The following is a 15,087-nucleotide window of genomic DNA, read 5'->3' as shown; positions in this document are numbered from 1 at the left end:
TTTCCCGTCTTATTAAACTTGGACTTTCTTGCGAATGTAAGCAAATGCTTTTGTTGTTAGCACATCACCGTCAACGATTGCATAAGACATATAGTCTGTATACCGTTGTTTCACATGATCCTCTGTATAGATAGTCATGTTTTCGTTGACATTCATCACATAGCCACGTGCAACGTTACCGATTAGGATAGCTTCATCCGGCACGCTATCTTCTTCTTTGACCGGCAAGCCGAAGATACGACCAACACCGCCGTCAGTTGTCACGTCCGGAACAAATAACGGACGACCATCGTTGTCTTTTAACAGCGCAAGTTTACCCCAAATAGTCGCGTTTTTCGCGTAAATTGCGGCGCCGGATTTATATGCAGATTTGATTTTACCCATTGCTTGTGCAAGTTTGTCATAACTTAATATATCAGCGTCATCATATTCAATGATTTGAGGAACGCCTTGTTCTGCCACAAGTGCAGTCACAATTCCTTTCGGTTGTGGCTTAAATGTATCACCTGTTCCCGGTTTTCCTAGACCACTAACGATCGCTTTCGCTAATGCAGCACCCATTTTTTCAGCAAGTAATGTCTGAATGTAAGGAATAAATGCGTCGATAGACATTTTGCGAAGTTTCCAGCTGATTGGAATAGATTTCGCAAGTTCGCACCCTGTTAAGTTCAATTCGCCGAATCCAAAATCGCTGTCTGCAACTTCTGTTTCTTCGTCGTACCATTGCGCGTCATCGCCGGCGTTCGTTTCCTTGATGATTGTCAAATCACCTGGAACAAATGTCATGCGAACGTCACCAAGAATCGGGAATAATTCACCCGCTTCTTTCCAAATTCCTTCGCGAACCGTTTCTGGAATAAGGATTGCGTGTGTTGCAGCGGTTTGTGTCACATTACGGATGTCAGCATTCACTTTATCAAATACCACTTTTTCTTGTTCCGCTAAAGGTTGACCCATCATTTCTTTTGCCCATGCGTCAAGATAAACTTGTTTCTCATCTTTCACTTCAACGGGCTTTGTAGAAGCAACAACACCATTGTCTTGAGCAGTCATATCCATAGCAACCTCTACAATTTCTTTATCTTTTAATGCGTTCATATTAGCTTGTGCTTTCGCGAATGCTTCAAATTGTTCGTCTAAATCTTTAATTTCTTTTTCCTTCGCTTTGAATTCTTCAACATTCCCCTCGTTTAACGCTTTTTCTGCTGTTTCTAATAACGCTTTGCGCTTTGCTAGATACTCTTTTTTATTCATCATTCATTCCTCCTTTTAATCTTAAAAAATTAAGCCTTGCCCGATACTCGGCAAGACTTTGTGCTTTTTTATTTTTTAGTTGTTGTTTCAATTGTTGCGGTGCGTTCTGGAATTTATCCAGCATTTCACCGCTATACGCTACCGCTTCAATAGCTTGGCCGACTTCCACATTGAAGTATTGTGCCGCTTCTTCGCCTGTCATCCATGTTTCCTGCTCCATCATTTCCTTGATAGTTTCAATATCAATGCCATCGACAAGGTGTTCCTTATAGACATTGAGGATACCTTCTTCTACTGTGTCTAATGTGTCGGCCATATCTCGCAATTCATTAGCGTTGCCAATAGCCATCATCCAAGGTTTATGAATCATGAAATAAGCATTGGCAGGAATGATAATTTTATCGCCAGCTAATGCAATCACTGATGCGATAGAAGCCGCCAGACCATCGACATATACAGTTTTAAAACCTTCGTGGCGTTTTAACATGTTATAAATTGCCATGCCAGCAAAGACGGCACCGCCACCACTGTTGATATAGATATTTAAGTCCTTCCCTTTCGCTTCATTCAAAAAATCACGCACGGCACTAGGAAACTGATCGGTGTCATCCCATGCACCCCACCAACTAGAAACAATATCGCCGTAAAAATACAAATCGGCGCTTGTTTCTGTGAAGTTTTTAATCTGTAACAAGTTCGTTAGATTATCCTTCGCCTTGCCCTTCATCTATCCCATCACCTCCTTCCGTTGTCGATACGGTTGCAGTATCCAAACGACGAATCGGCACATCCCCGCCTTCGATTGGTCCCATATTAAGGATTTGTCTCCATTCGTTAGGTGTCATGGCTCCGCGATCCACCATCTGAACAAGTGAAAGCTTCGTTTGCATGCTTGCATATTGCAGGTTAGACGCCTCAAAAATAATTTTATTCCCAAAGCTACGCTCCTTCCGATTGAACAACTTTCTGGTAAACTCATAACTCATCTGTATAGCAATCGGTTCGATTGTCGCCTCATAATAGGACACCCATTCATCTTCCGTAAACTTCGATTGCACAATATTTTCATTCGTATTAAAAAAGCTATATACCCGTTGCAACGTTTTGCTCATCTGCTTTTCATCGGGCACATAGCTTTGTGGCTTCACTTGTTCGATGTCGTATTTTGCATCTGCTGCCGCCGCTCCTCCTGCTTCACTGTCAATCGACAGATAGTTGCGGATAAACTCGTCGACATTCTTTTTGATGTCTTCAGGTCGCAACACTTGTTTGAATTTTAACAACCACTTGATGACGTTGCTGTTTCTGATCGCTTTCACGATTCCTTGGTCGGTTGTATTAATAATCTCCATTAGCGATGTAATCGCCTCGGCTGGACTGTCTCCAAAAATATCGTTCTGATGGAAGTCTTGACGCAAGTGAATAACATCTCGATAAGGAAATTGCATCATTTTTCCGTTTCGTAACGTAAATTTTAAATATAACTCACCTGATTTATCATAAACAGCCTCTACCGAAACACAAGGAATCGGGTAAATTTGTGCTGGATAGCCGAATTGGTCACGAATTATCAGTGCAAAAGCATTGTTATTAAGCAACAACTGCGTGACTAACTTCTCTTGTAGCATCTGACCGCTCATGAACGGGTTAGGTTCCTCAAGCAAGAACCTCATGTAAGGTTCCGGATTGATTTTTATGCCGTCAGGACCTTCTCTGACATGTTTAGCAACCAGCTTACCGATGGCCCTTGCAGTAGGTCTTATCGCTGAACGGACAATATCGGATTTGTAAAGCTCACCATGCCAGGAATAAAAACCGTTCCCTCGTTCGGTGATTAATTCAAACTTTACGCCGGTCGATTCCGGCGTTTTGTTTCCGAACCATCTACTCCAAAATGCCACGCGCTCACCTCCTTTAAATCATGTTTAAGTAGTCATTCAGTTTTTGTTGCAACACGACATAAGCGTTTAGCATTGCCGCTAGACCGTCTACACGTCTATGTTGATTCTTGCCTTTTGAAGGTTGGATGTTTCCGTTCTTGTCAATCTCAATACTTGTGTTCGATAGACACCATTTCGTGATTGGGTTATTGTTGTACACCACTTTTTTTGCTTCCAAATCTGCTCCAAGCTTCTTCATCGGCGCCGACAATGTCTTTTTGCCCTGGATAACTGGAATCATCGCTTCTTTCCCAAAGTATCCTTCCATTTCCTCAACCCAGTATTTTGCGCTCCAACTGTCATAACCAATCCACGGCAAATAGATTCCCTTCTCGTTCATCACTTCTAAAAACCATTCCGTAACGAATTTTGGATGAACACTGTTGCCCGGACAGGTTCGAAGCAATCCTTGTTCATGCCAAATGTCATATGGAATTTTATCTTCTTTGGCGCGTTGTTCCAATAAGTCTTCCGGTAACCAATACATGTGCTCAAAATATATCTTGTCATCGCCCGGAACCATAAATAAAACGCACGCTGCAGTTAAGTCGGTCGTGCTGGATAAGTCAACGCCACCAATTCCATATCTCGGTTGAAGTACGGATATATCGAATGTTTCAGTATTATTCAATTGCTCGAATGTCAACCACGCTTCACTTGTTGTTTCGCGAATATTAAAATCCTTTGTTAGTAAGTTTTTTACCAACAAAGGATTCGCTTTTGCTTTTTCCACTTTCCGTTTTAACTCGTCGTATTTTTTGATTGTCCCTAGTCCTGGATTGGCTTTCTTCCAACATTTCTCGTCAGTCCATTCTTCACGACTATCTAATTCATAAATAATAGGAAGAACTCGCTCGTCTTTGTATCCATCCGGGTCATCATAACCGTTTATGATACGTTCTGCTTCGTCGTATTTAATATCGAAAATCCCTTCGCGGACAGTACCAGCAGTTGTAGTAATAACAGTTAACGGTTGTTCACGCGCTGACATACCATCGACGATAACATCATAAAGGTTTTTATCTTCAATGGCGTGAAGTTCATCGATTAATGCACAATGCACGTTTAGACCGTCTAGCGTGTTCGAATCACTGGATAAAGGTTTGAATGAACCGTCATTGAATTCGCTAACCAATTCAGCGACCAGCGTTTTCACTCGTTTCAGCAATGCCGGTGATTTTTTGACCATTCGTTTCGCTTCTGACCATATGATTTTCGCTTGGTCTTTTTTGGTCGCTGCACTTACAACTTCCGGACCTGCTTCACCATCGGCAACAAGCATATACAACGCAATCGCCGAACCTAATGCTGATTTCCCGTTTTTCCGCGCGACGATCAGTATCAGTTCACGATACTTTCTTGTGCCATCAATTTTATGAACGAATCCGAATGTTGCCGCAACCAATGCCTTTTGCCATAACTCCAATTTGAACGGCTGGCCACCCATTTTCCCTTTTGAGTGTTTACAAAAGTTTTCGATAAACTCGATTGCATGATTCGCTCGTTTTGGATTGTATTCCCACTCGCTATCCTTATCGAATATGTCTTGCACTAACTTTTTGTAGACGCGCCGTACTTTATCTGATACGACTTCCTCGCCGCTTTGGATTTTCTCCCAATACTCTAAAATCGGATTGTAATCTAACGGGTATCTAATCACGTTCATTCACGAATGACTCAAAGCCGTCATTCTCTTCCTTCGGTTCTTCTTTCGGCAGTAAATCAGACAACTGCTTAATGATACTCTGGTAGTTTTTGTTCATCGTATTATACAAGCGCGCCACCGGCCGTTCCCGTTCATATGGTTCTGTCTTTTCAGACTGCGTGAACATCTCGACAAAGCCGTTTTCGTCCAGGTCTTTTTCCATGTCCTCAAGTGTTACACGCATATAAGCAGCGCGCCGAATCAGTCCATCGGCAACCTGCATTTTATCTTTCGGTAAATCCTTGTAACTTTTTCTTAATCGCTTTTCTTCCCGTGAAATCCGTTCTTCTTTCGTCAATTCCTTTTTTCTCGCCATAAAATCACCTTCCTTTCCTGCCTATTTTTGGGAGGGGGGTCACGCGCGAGACCTGCGTGTTACGCGAAGGTGCCCCCACCGGTCCCTATCCGACCTTCCTAAACCGTGAAATAGGGGGGGCTATGCCTTCACCAAATCCCCGTTCTTATCAAACATCACGTCATGCCTCGTTGCACTGTACTTCTCATGATGTTCTTTGTTGTGACAATCTTGGCAAAGCAATTCGAGATACTCCCAATTCAAGCTAATGTTCGGGTCATTGATATTTTCCGGTGTCAACCATATCTTGTGATGCACAATCTTTCCTGGTCTTGGACAACGTTCACATATCCCATGCCGATAAACAAAATAAGCGTCACGACATTGTTGCCACGCTTTCGATTTGTAGAAGTGCTTAGCCCACTCTTTCACAAATATCAACTCCAAATAAAAAAGCACCCCCCGAAGGATGCTCTAAAATTATTACATGTTCATTAATGTCTCAGCAACAGCCTGTCCCCATCTAGGATCCGTTACCACTGTAGAGACAACTTTTAGTAACGCAGTTTCTCCTATATTGTATAACTTCCCAGCTAGTTGCTTTAGTTTACTAGGTGATGGCTCTGTTTTATTGATTTCTTCTTCAATTTCATTTGCAACTTCCTCAATTTCAGGCAATTTATCTTCAGAAACAATTCGTTCTGTCCTCACCTTATCCATAATTTTATTTACAATATTTTCATAAGAAACAGATTGTTGTATATCCTTTCCTATTGCAACGTTGCTTCCTTGTGATGCTGTTATCGATCCAAAGTTAAATATTTGGAGCGCTGCAGTTGAAACTTCTTCCTTTCCTGTAACTTCATCTTCTATTAAATCGTTGAGTCGATAAGAAAGTTCTCTCAAACAAGGGGCAGCTTGTAATGCACCCCTTTGTCAAGACACAAATTGATAATATTTAAGTTATCCATTCTCTCCTTTCGCTATGAATGTGGTGCGTGTACGATAAAGGCTTGACATGGAGCCTCTACGGGCACGATTTTTTGCGCTGGAGCGACGGACAGATAACATCGCATGGCTAAAACAGCCTATCATGCCCGTCTCTCCATATAAAGCCTCTCATCACGTTCGATGGTTAGGATGCTTGAACCATCTTAGGTTGCTTGTACACTGTTGCTGGCGTCAAATAGTCCAAGGATTGGTGAGGTCGGTCTGTATTATAGAACGTAACATAGCGTCGAATGCCTTTTCGCAACTCTTTAGGATTCTCGAATTCATTGAGATAGATACATTCATACTTTAAAGCTCTAAAGAATCGTTCCGTACGACTATTGTCTGTTGCTCGTCCTTTGCCATCCATTGATACCTGGATGCCATACTCTTTCAACAGCCCGAGATAGTCAGCGTTTGTAAAATGGCTGCCCTGGTCACTATTGATGATGGCCGGCTTACCATGACGCAATGCCCGCTTCAGACAGTCGATGACAAATCCTTTCTCCAGCGTACTAGATAACTCGTAATCGATCACTTTGCGGCTGAACCAGTCGATGATGGTAAACAGGTACATAAAGCCCCGTCCCATACGAAGGTAGGTGATATCCACTCCCCACACATGGTTCGGATGGGTGATCTCCAATCCACGGAGCAGGTAAGGTCGGCAGTACTTGGCATGTAGCCTCTTACTAAGGTTGGGTTTTGGGTAAATAGCTTGTATACCCATAAGGCGCATGAGACGGCGTACGCGTTTACGATTCACATCAAATCCTTTCTCACGAAGTTTCGCAGTCATGCGCCTGTAGCCAAAGTAGGGATGAGCTGTATAAAGCATATCCATTTCGTGCATGAGCATGATGTTTTCTGAGCTTTCTGTTTGCCCCTTTGATTGGCGATACACGCTAGTACGATGAATACCTAATAACTGTGCCTGACGCTTGATGCTGATCGATGGGTGATTGAATTCGACCATAGCCTTTCGTTCGTCAACAGACTTATTTGAGTCCAGATTTTTTTTCAGCCAGTCAACTTCAACCGTTAACTGACCTACCAATTTCTCTAAATTTTCTTGTTTGGCCTCATATTCTTTACGGATTTTATCCACTTCGCTTGAGCCTTTTTCAAAGACCATCGAGGATCGTTCTAGAAATTCTGCTTTCCAACGACTGACCATGACTGGGCTTAATTCATATTTGGCGGCTATTTCATTGACGGTTTGCTCTTCACGCAACACCTCAAGAACCACCTTAGCTTTAAATTCTGCGGTATATCGGTTTCTTTTTTTCATGGTATCATTATAACTTATTTATCACGCTCATGTGTCTCACCTTATGGGAGCATTATAGCTACATCATTCAACCACATAACTATATTATCCTCAAAACGTTTATGTTTATAAATAGAATGCGTTATGCCTTCTAAAGATTGCTCTCCTTCAGCAACTCGCTTAAACATCTGCAACACGTACGCTATCTGCAGATCTTGGTCAGTTGGAAGTTTTAATTCATCAATCCAGAAACCGTTTTTTGAAATGTGAATCTTATCGAAATCAAGCTCCAATTTTAATAAAGGGCTTACGATTGAGTTAATAACGTTATCTTTTTGGGCGATTTCAATAAACCTTGCAATCCGTGCTTTATAAGTCTGATATTTGGAATTAATGACGTCTTGAGCTGCTGATTCGAAACTTCTTATCGATCTTTTTACTTCTTTTGCAGAAAAACTACTCATCTTTTCAATCTCCTTTATTTTTATTTTTAAAATAAATTCGACAAAAGGAGACGATTTTCCTACATCTATTTCTCGTCAAATCTCGACAAACTATTTCCTCCTAATCGCACCACGTACTCGCTTGTACGTCGGGCAAATTCACTTCCATCAAGTCGATCAATTCGCAGTGACTCAACTTCTCTTTCCGTTTTTTCTTCCGTTTTTTCATGTTCATCACTCCAGGGTAAAATAAAAAGCATCACTATGGGTGCTTTACTTTGATTTAACAAGATCCTCTATTCCCTTAATAAACTCATCTCCATAAAGGTAATATTAAGAGACTTTAATATTCTAATGACATCATCCAAGCTATTAACCTTCTCAAAATCAACTGTATAAGTCTTATTATTTATTTCAAAACCTGAACATGTATGTTCACTAGATGCTTTCAAGATTAGATTCCCTCCTTAGTGTATATTCGTATAATATATAAAATAAAAGGAGTTGATGCTATGGATTTCACACAATTATTTCGTGGAATTTCCCGTAAAATGCTCTCTGACTTCCAATATATCACCAGCCAAATTCCACATATGGGTGACAGAGGAAGTAACAGAGAAGAAGTAATAAAAACCTTTCTAAAGAAACATTTACCTGGAAAGTATGATATTGGAAGCGGACAAGCTATATCTGCCGATGGACAGATAAGCAAGCAGTTAGATTGTGTAATCTACGCTAAAGCAACATGCCCACTGTGGTATAATGAATCAACTCAAATTTTTCCGGCTGAAAGTGTTTGTGCAGTAACTGAAATAAAATCGACTCTTGACAAATCAGTACTGGAAATGTGCGTTGAGAATATTCGTTCTGTAAGGAAATTACCGAAACTAGGAGGAAGTAGACCCCTTGCCTCCGGCATTTCGGTAGGAGGCTCAAATCCACTTACTTTAGGAAGTGTATTCGCTTATAGTTCATCTGTTTCTCTTGATACTCTCAGAGATAATTTAAACATTTTAAATAAGGACTTACCACCTACTGAACGAATATCTCTTGTGTGTATTTTAGACAAAGGTATTTTACTTAACATGAATGTTGCAGAAAACAGAGTTATCTTGTTACCAGAGGCTAATACCACCATGGTTTCGATCAAAACAGAACAAGATTCACTTCTGTTATTTTTTCTTTTATTAAGTTCTTATTTAAATCAAATTGAAGTCATACCACCAGATTTAATTAAATATGCTGCAACTTTTATGAATAATTTTAGGTGGGAAACAAGGCCGGTCTAAAAAACATAATAAATTGCCTTAATCATGTCAAACGAAATTATGTTAGTACAATACTGTCACATCCCTTTTGGTGAAATATGCGCATTTTTTCATCAAAAGGGCTTTTCCTTTCTACATAATAAAACGCCACCCGACCGGGTGACGCGCTGCTCTAACATATCCCACGATATCATCATAACACGTCTAAACAGAAATATTCTGTCATCTTCCTGTCATTTTTCCTTCATTTTTCTTTCATTTTTTGTTACTAAAACTTAATACAATTGCTTTGCATTGTATTGAAATCAATACTCAATCACTTGATGATATTGAATGATTAAGTCATCTGTTATTACAGCATTTTTCCCTGGTTCATATACTCTATCCCAAGGCCCGCCTTTTTTATGAGTTTTATCCACTAATTCCCCTGCACTTAAATGGCCATATTTTTCAAAGACCTTTAATATACAATCTATTGCTATCAAACCGTGTTCAGATGAAACAATTTTCATGAAAGAAGGAGTAACAGCCAGATCATCCGTATACATACAAATTGTTTCATCTTCTTTATAATCAATTACAGAAGAACCATGAACCTTGAACTTCCGGAAGACACTTTCAACTACAGGACCGTATCTAAACGCTAATATCGGTTCTTTAAATAATTTCTCGCCAGTACGTAATAGGAACTCTGCATAAACGAAGTATAATAATTTTTGCAACTTTAAATGTGATGATGGCATGACTGATAATATAAATTTCGCTACATCGTATGCACTTAACGCCTGATCTTCGGAAACCAGTTTAATAAATGTTTCAATGTCGCGAGTAACAAATACATCTGCAAAAAAAGCATCTCTATTTACTACGGATTCCCATGACACGGAATCAGTAGATAATTTATGAATCCCTAATTGTACATCTCCACACTTCTTTTTCACTTTCATTAAAAATTCATGAATGACTTCCCTATCGAGTCTCGTCTCATTTGAATAATGCCACCCAATCCTTTTACCACCAGCGTAATGACTAACAATTGCTATAAAATGAAATGCCATAGCTAAGCACCTCCTTCAATTTCGGTCGAATTTTTATAAATATTCGCCCATTTTGTATACTCTTGTTTATGTATACGATGAGAATGCTCATTTTGAGTTTCGTCATTTGAATTCCATATTTGCAATTCCCAAGGAAAATATGTATTACTTTCGCCATAAAAATATATGTGCGTAGCTTTATAATTATTTTTTGATGAATTTATTTTCCGAATTTTGTATTCAGTTTTTATGCTTTCACATAACGCATCAAAATATACACAGTCATGATCGAAATCATCAATAATTATCCTAAAACCTAAAAGATCATTTAAGCATTTATTCAACGGATAGAGACCTTTTTCCTCCTTACCTACTCTATAATATTTCAATTTATTTACAATTGACTCATTTTGTTTAACACGTAACCGAAAATCTAGATCACTATAAGTATATTCGAAGTCAATATCAATCACTAACTCTTCGAGCTTATACACATAATTCTTTATGAGTGTATAAAAAAAATTATCGATTATAAAAACTCCTCTGTCATCAATCACAAATGAAACATCTGTAATTAATTTCTTTTTTAGATTAATCGGTTCAAATTTACGATCATAGGCCAATTTCTTCGAAAAGTTGTTATGTAATTTACAAATTTCTAATATAAGATTTTTTATATTTTCATAATAACAATATGGTTTAATAAGCTCCAGATTTTCTTTTAGTTCAATATCTTTATATATACCCATTAAAATCACATGCCCTTCCTCAAATATAAAGAGGCTGCGAACACTCGTGGGATAAAGTATTTCTGATAGATAATTTTAGCAACTATTATTCTGTTTTTCTACAAATTCAGTGCTAATAACTGTTGATTTAGTAAAAACATAGCAAAAAAGACACCTATTATGGTGTCTCTTCTTTGTATACTTCAATTCTTAAAATGAATGCAAGCTTATAAAAAGCCCTTGCTCTCAATCGATAGTACTTACTCTCGCACATCCCCATTTCATTGTAAAGTTCGTAGTCGTACATCTCCTCATCACTCAAATAACGCTTTATGATCAGCTCCCGTTCCCTTGGACTGAGCCTATTCACTCCACGTCTAATCCATTCAATATATTCGTCACGTTCACGTTCAAAATCCACCTTGTCAATCACTGCTGTTTCTGTAGATGAATGAAATGCATTGGTGTTAGCAGGAGGAACAAGTGTATATGTCGCTGTCACCTTTGGTAGTCTCTCCTCTGGAACGGTAAGGAGATAAAACCGATATTTCTCCAGGGCAGCTTCTACTCGTTTTTTTGTTGCATCACGGTCAATTTCGGGTAATTGAAATGATATTTGTTTCATCTTGCTACCTCCTTAAAAATAATTAAAAAAAGACACCAAACGAGCATTAAGCTCATTCAGTGTCCTCCAGAGGGCTGGTAGAACAAACTATTTAAATTTATTATTTTTATAAATTGTTAATATCTCTTTTAAAAAGGTGAAGTTTGCAATTGTAGATTTATAATTTTTTTCAAGATAAGGAGCTGTAATGAATATTGCAATTGAAAAAATTAAAAATATCTCTGCCTTGTCTACTGGTGGTTCCAACAATGTAACCATAAAATTAACTAAAAAAGTAAAGAAAAGACTTAAAAAGACTACTGTTAACTGGATTGCCTTAGTTTTTTCAACTAATGAGTTTATATGAGCTAAAAAATAATCTAAATCTATTTCATTAAGTTCTGATATTTTCTTACCTGACAAATAGTTTTTTAGTTTTAATTCTTCCAACGTACTATCAATTATGCATTCTAAGCGATACATATTTAAGTTATTATAAAGGTGTTGCTGTTTCAATATTTTAATTGTTTTTACAGGTAAAAAGGATTTCAGAAAACTTATTATATATGAACTCAAAACTCTTCCCCCTCATCAAACTTAACCCGTTTCACCTTGCCTTGATGTGTGATAATCTTTGTCTCACCGAATGCTGGTAGCTCCGTTAACTTTGCCTTACCATCACACACCACAATGGCAAAGCTTCCTTTTTGTTCCATTATATCAATTTCTAGTCTCATAGTACTAGGATTAATTTTAAGTTCTTTTAATCTCACAAAGACCCCTCCCGTGCTATAATAAAGTTAGCCCATATTTCTGTGCCGGGAGCGATCCTGGCTTTTTATATTTCTTAATGCAATGTTCAGTGATTTTATTGTAGCCACTTTGACAAAATTCTTTATTGTTTTTTCACCTTTTCTCCTAAATATTTAATTATTTTATTCGTAATTCCCCTCTACCTCGTCAACATATTGATTTCCTAAATCTCTGTCAACAAGTTGTTCTTTATTGAATATGATTTATTAAGCAGACCCCCATTAGTTGATTTGAGAAATGGGGAATGTTTTATGTGTACAATCACCAAAATTTTAGTTGGCGTTGTAATCGGAATTATTGTAGCTTTGTTTGAGTATTGGCTTAACAATAAAAAGTAATTCTTATAAGGGGTCTGCCCGCACAATCCAAAACTTTCTTGGATTGTTGCTGGCAGAACTAAAATAAATTTATATAGCAGAATTAGGTGTAAAAAATGCTGGTATTTTCTTTATTTCGTAAAAGATATCAGTATTTTTTTCTTTGTCTTTAATTAACAAATCCAAATTTCAAAGCATATTTACGTAAATAAATAAATTAATTAATTTCATCTTGTTACTCAAATGTTAAACAAAGTTTGCTGAAAGAATCCTTGCTCAGCCGAAACCGGATTAATCCAAAGCACCTCTGTACGTTTTGCCCCTGCTTCTGCAAGAACCGGAAGTTCATCTCTGTACCAATGTTTTAGCCTCTCTTCATAAATAGGATGAGAATATCCCGATAACAGCACAGGTCCCGGATGCTTATCCAAAACTTCCAGTAATTCTATGTGATCTTCAATCGTCATTTCGTGCTTATAATGTCGCTTTGTTCGAGTTTCGATGATATATGGAGGATCGGCATAAATTAAAACTTCTTTTCTTTTGTATCGTTGGATTAACTTTGTGGCCGGTTGATTTTCAATTTGTGCTTCTTTCAACCGGTCAGCAACTAACAAGATTTTTTCCGGAAGTTTCGACCATTCTTGAATTACCCTCGGACCATTTGGGCTAATTAAGCTGCGCCAACCGGTTCTGTCACTTGTCTTTGCTCCGATGGCTTGCCAGCAACGAACAAGAAAACGTCTTGCTCGTTCTACCTCATCTTCCGTATTGTCGTCATAGCAGGCGTAATACTCTTCTCTTGATAGAGGGGTAAAATAAATCTTCTCCGCCAACTCTTTCGACCGATCTCTGATAACACGGAACAAATTCACGACGTTGCTGTCAATATCGTTAATCGTTTCAATTGGTGACGGAGTTTTGTTGAAGAAAACAGCTCCAGATCCAAAGAATGGTTCGAGATACGTTTGATGGTTCGGCATGTGACTTATAATCCAATCTGCCATTGACCACTTTGAACCAGGATAATGAAGTATTCTAGGTACACCCAATTGTTTCACCCTCTTATTTTCGGAATCTCACTACATCCATTTTGGACAATGATCACCGATCACAATATTATGCTGCATCGTTCTCATTGCCCTTTTCAGTATCATCTGCAGATTGTTCTTCATTTCCATCATTATCATCTTGCTGTTTTTCATTACTTTGTTTCCATTCCCACCATTTTTGAGCTAATGGTGCTACTCGTTTCCGATAACTATCAACCATCCTAATTAATTCAGCAGAGGTTGTATTAAGCTCCTTTGCTAACTTTTCATATTTTTCACCATCCAAGTACCGCTTTACGATGTAAGCAAAATCGTAAGGTAAGTCTTCATAATTTGGTGACATTCCCTCTGAGATAAACTGATCAATAATTTCACGTTTTATTTCTTCATTTTGCTCCTTCGTTGGCACTTCTTCTGGTGGAAGTCCCAAGTCAGCTTCAAGTTGCTCAGCTGCTGGTTTAACTTCTGAAACAACTCCACGTTCGTCAACTTTGTAGGTGGTAAGAAGTTCATTCGTTTTTGCATTCACTTTTATAGTGAAATTAACGATTAAATCCTCCATCGAAATTTCCACTTTGGATCCAACCATTTGTGACAATGCTTCCATTTGGCCTTTTAAAAGACTTACAGGTGCCTCTAGACCAATTTCGATCACCCCGTCTTTTTTTAGATTTGCCTTTTTAACTTCTGCTTTGTAGTTAACATATCCCATGATTAATCCCTCCCGATTAATTAATGGATAATTGGTCTTGTTTTTCCTCTAAAGGTTTAACAGTGATTTCAACCCTAGGCTTTTGGCTATAAAACTTTGAAACATGCAAGTCTACCACTTGGCTGTCGTCTTTCCAAATGACGTTTTTTAAAGCATCTTTTACGCCTTTGACGTAGTTATCCACGTCCGGCTTGCTTGTTGGTCGCAGTTGGCCAGCTTCTGCTGCGGCTTTCTTCTTTTTGCTGAAACTCTTTAAAGTAGGCTTGTACACCCTAACCACAAGGGATATAGGCCCCTCGAGTAATTTTTCTGGACGATGTTCAGAAGCTACTAATCTAACGTAATCCTTGAAATCGCTCGATTTTTTCGGGTCATACATTCGGATATGGCCATTAATTGCGGTTGCTCGAGGTCGTCCCTGGGCAACAGGTTCGCCGTAAACTGTGAATTTAATCATCAATCATCACTCTCTTCAAAAATGCCTACTTCTAAATCCAAATCTGGATTCTCAACTTCAAGCTGGTCAGCAATGATTTCTTCAACCTCACTAACTGGACGAAGTTCGCCTTCATAATAAATTTTTGTCTCCTCACAACCTGCTAATGCTGCAACACTAAACAAAGCAAGTAATGCAAAAATCTTTTTCATGTGGTTATCCC

The 15,087-nt window shown here is 38.6% G+C and carries 20 protein-coding genes; 2 read left to right on the top strand and 18 right to left on the bottom strand.

Annotated elements, in window-relative coordinates:
• Positions 1-12 precede the first annotated feature (12 nt).
• The 9 genes from NSS70_RS04525 to NSS70_RS04485 form a co-directional block, all read right to left on the bottom strand.
• Positions 13-1,257: a phage major capsid protein gene (locus tag NSS70_RS04525; RefSeq protein WP_340881016.1), complete on the bottom strand. Its 1,245-nt coding sequence runs from the start codon at positions 1,255-1,257 to the stop codon at positions 13-15.
• A complete protein-coding gene (locus NSS70_RS04520) occupies positions 1,247-1,981 on the bottom strand; it encodes a head maturation protease, ClpP-related (protein WP_340881015.1) in 735 nt (244 codons plus the stop codon). The genes NSS70_RS04525 and NSS70_RS04520 overlap by 11 nt, the downstream gene beginning before the upstream one ends.
• On the bottom strand, positions 1,959-3,155 hold the full coding sequence (locus NSS70_RS04515; protein ID WP_340881014.1) for a phage portal protein: 1,197 nt from the start codon (positions 3,153-3,155) through the stop codon (positions 1,959-1,961). The genes NSS70_RS04520 and NSS70_RS04515 overlap by 23 nt, the downstream gene beginning before the upstream one ends.
• Positions 3,156-3,168: 13 nt before the next feature.
• A complete protein-coding gene (locus NSS70_RS04510; protein ID WP_340881013.1) occupies positions 3,169-4,860 on the bottom strand; it encodes a terminase large subunit in 1,692 nt (563 codons plus the stop codon).
• Entirely contained in the window at positions 4,847-5,215 is a 369-nt protein-coding gene (locus tag NSS70_RS04505; RefSeq protein ID WP_340881012.1) for a hypothetical protein, read from the bottom strand. Before NSS70_RS04505 ends, NSS70_RS04510 begins: the two co-directional genes overlap by 14 nt.
• A gap of 120 nt (positions 5,216-5,335) precedes the next feature.
• The gene (locus NSS70_RS04500) at positions 5,336-5,626 is read right to left on the bottom strand and encodes an HNH endonuclease (RefSeq protein WP_340881011.1); all 291 of its coding nucleotides are present in this window, start codon (positions 5,624-5,626) and stop codon (positions 5,336-5,338) included.
• Between the two features lie 51 nt (positions 5,627-5,677).
• Complete coding sequence (locus tag NSS70_RS04495) at positions 5,678-6,100, bottom strand: hypothetical protein (protein WP_340881010.1); 423 nt, start codon at positions 6,098-6,100, stop codon at positions 5,678-5,680.
• 229 nt (positions 6,101-6,329) lie between these two features.
• On the bottom strand, positions 6,330-7,475 hold the full coding sequence (locus NSS70_RS04490; protein ID WP_340881009.1) for an IS3 family transposase: 1,146 nt from the start codon (positions 7,473-7,475) through the stop codon (positions 6,330-6,332).
• Positions 7,476-7,516: 41 nt separating this feature from the next.
• On the bottom strand, positions 7,517-7,918 hold the full coding sequence (locus NSS70_RS04485; protein ID WP_340881008.1) for a hypothetical protein: 402 nt from the start codon (positions 7,916-7,918) through the stop codon (positions 7,517-7,519).
• Between the two features lie 491 nt (positions 7,919-8,409).
• On the opposite strand from NSS70_RS04485, the gene NSS70_RS04480 reads away from it, so the two are divergent.
• The gene (locus tag NSS70_RS04480; protein ID WP_340881007.1) at positions 8,410-9,186 is read left to right on the top strand and encodes a DUF6602 domain-containing protein; all 777 of its coding nucleotides are present in this window, start codon (positions 8,410-8,412) and stop codon (positions 9,184-9,186) included.
• 284 nt (positions 9,187-9,470) lie between these two features.
• Here NSS70_RS04480 and NSS70_RS04475 read toward each other — a convergent pair whose 3' ends face one another.
• From NSS70_RS04475 to NSS70_RS04455, 5 genes are all read right to left on the bottom strand, one after another.
• Positions 9,471-10,223: a Panacea domain-containing protein gene (locus NSS70_RS04475; RefSeq protein WP_340881006.1), complete on the bottom strand. Its 753-nt coding sequence runs from the start codon at positions 10,221-10,223 to the stop codon at positions 9,471-9,473.
• A gap of 2 nt (positions 10,224-10,225) precedes the next feature.
• On the bottom strand, positions 10,226-10,951 hold the full coding sequence (locus NSS70_RS04470) for a hypothetical protein (RefSeq protein WP_340882476.1): 726 nt from the start codon (positions 10,949-10,951) through the stop codon (positions 10,226-10,228).
• A 157-nt stretch (positions 10,952-11,108) separates the two neighbouring features.
• A complete protein-coding gene (locus tag NSS70_RS04465; RefSeq protein WP_340881005.1) occupies positions 11,109-11,555 on the bottom strand; it encodes an ArpU family phage packaging/lysis transcriptional regulator in 447 nt (148 codons plus the stop codon).
• Between the two features lie 87 nt (positions 11,556-11,642).
• Positions 11,643-12,110: a hypothetical protein gene (locus tag NSS70_RS04460; RefSeq protein ID WP_340881004.1), complete on the bottom strand. Its 468-nt coding sequence runs from the start codon at positions 12,108-12,110 to the stop codon at positions 11,643-11,645.
• A complete protein-coding gene (locus tag NSS70_RS04455) occupies positions 12,107-12,307 on the bottom strand; it encodes an XtrA/YqaO family protein (RefSeq protein ID WP_340881003.1) in 201 nt (66 codons plus the stop codon). Before NSS70_RS04455 ends, NSS70_RS04460 begins: the two co-directional genes overlap by 4 nt.
• 291 nt (positions 12,308-12,598) lie before the next feature.
• Here NSS70_RS04455 and NSS70_RS20775 point away from each other — a divergent pair, with 291 nt between their 5' ends.
• Entirely contained in the window at positions 12,599-12,685 is an 87-nt protein-coding gene (locus NSS70_RS20775) for a type I toxin-antitoxin system Fst family toxin (protein WP_445290595.1), read from the top strand.
• Between the two features lie 218 nt (positions 12,686-12,903).
• Here NSS70_RS20775 and NSS70_RS04450 read toward each other — a convergent pair whose 3' ends face one another.
• The 4 genes from NSS70_RS04450 to NSS70_RS04435 all read right to left on the bottom strand — a co-directional run bounded on the left by NSS70_RS04450 (position 12,904) and on the right by NSS70_RS04435 (position 15,076).
• Complete coding sequence (locus NSS70_RS04450; RefSeq protein WP_340881002.1) at positions 12,904-13,716, bottom strand: DNA adenine methylase; 813 nt, start codon at positions 13,714-13,716, stop codon at positions 12,904-12,906.
• A gap of 67 nt (positions 13,717-13,783) precedes the next feature.
• Positions 13,784-14,428 (bottom strand): 2-methylcitrate dehydratase, encoded by a 645-nt coding sequence (locus NSS70_RS04445; RefSeq protein ID WP_340881001.1) that lies wholly within the window; start codon positions 14,426-14,428, stop codon positions 13,784-13,786.
• A gap of 16 nt (positions 14,429-14,444) precedes the next feature.
• Positions 14,445-14,885 carry a RusA family crossover junction endodeoxyribonuclease gene (locus NSS70_RS04440; protein ID WP_340882474.1) on the bottom strand — a complete coding sequence of 147 codons (441 nt, stop codon included), beginning with the start codon at positions 14,883-14,885 and terminating at the stop codon, positions 14,445-14,447.
• Positions 14,885-15,076: a hypothetical protein gene (locus NSS70_RS04435; protein WP_340881000.1), complete on the bottom strand. Its 192-nt coding sequence runs from the start codon at positions 15,074-15,076 to the stop codon at positions 14,885-14,887. The genes NSS70_RS04440 and NSS70_RS04435 overlap by 1 nt, the downstream gene beginning before the upstream one ends.
• Positions 15,077-15,087 lie beyond the last annotated feature (11 nt).

It is taken from the genome of Aeribacillus sp. FSL K6-2848 (assembly GCF_038004325.1).
GTDB classification, from domain to species: Bacteria; Bacillota; Bacilli; order Bacillales; family Aeribacillaceae; genus Aeribacillus; species Aeribacillus composti.
This window is presented reverse-complemented; position numbering and strand designations above follow the sequence as displayed.

Coding starts and splice junctions, on each gene's coding strand:
- NSS70_RS04525 (WP_340881016.1), bottom strand. CDS start 1,257: ATGATGAATAAAAAAGAGTATCTAGCAAAGCGCAAAGCGTTATTAGAA.
- NSS70_RS04520 (WP_340881015.1), bottom strand. CDS start 1,981: ATGAAGGGCAAGGCGAAGGATAATCTAACGAACTTGTTACAGATTAAA.
- NSS70_RS04510 (WP_340881013.1), bottom strand. CDS start 4,860: ATGAACGTGATTAGATACCCGTTAGATTACAATCCGATTTTAGAGTAT.
- NSS70_RS04505 (WP_340881012.1), bottom strand. CDS start 5,215: ATGGCGAGAAAAAAGGAATTGACGAAAGAAGAACGGATTTCACGGGAA.
- NSS70_RS04490 (WP_340881009.1), bottom strand. CDS start 7,475: ATGAAAAAAAGAAACCGATATACCGCAGAATTTAAAGCTAAGGTGGTT.
- NSS70_RS04485 (WP_340881008.1), bottom strand. CDS start 7,918: ATGAGTAGTTTTTCTGCAAAAGAAGTAAAAAGATCGATAAGAAGTTTC.
- NSS70_RS04480 (WP_340881007.1), top strand. CDS start 8,410: ATGGATTTCACACAATTATTTCGTGGAATTTCCCGTAAAATGCTCTCT.
- NSS70_RS04475 (WP_340881006.1), bottom strand. CDS start 10,223: ATGGCATTTCATTTTATAGCAATTGTTAGTCATTACGCTGGTGGTAAA.
- NSS70_RS04470 (WP_340882476.1), bottom strand. CDS start 10,951: ATGGGTATATATAAAGATATTGAACTAAAAGAAAATCTGGAGCTTATT.
- NSS70_RS04465 (WP_340881005.1), bottom strand. CDS start 11,555: ATGAAACAAATATCATTTCAATTACCCGAAATTGACCGTGATGCAACA.
- NSS70_RS20775 (WP_445290595.1), top strand. CDS start 12,599: ATGTGTACAATCACCAAAATTTTAGTTGGCGTTGTAATCGGAATTATT.
- NSS70_RS04445 (WP_340881001.1), bottom strand. CDS start 14,428: ATGGGATATGTTAACTACAAAGCAGAAGTTAAAAAGGCAAATCTAAAA.
- NSS70_RS04440 (WP_340882474.1), bottom strand. CDS start 14,885: ATGATTAAATTCACAGTTTACGGCGAACCTGTTGCCCAGGGACGACCT.
- NSS70_RS04435 (WP_340881000.1), bottom strand. CDS start 15,076: ATGAAAAAGATTTTTGCATTACTTGCTTTGTTTAGTGTTGCAGCATTA.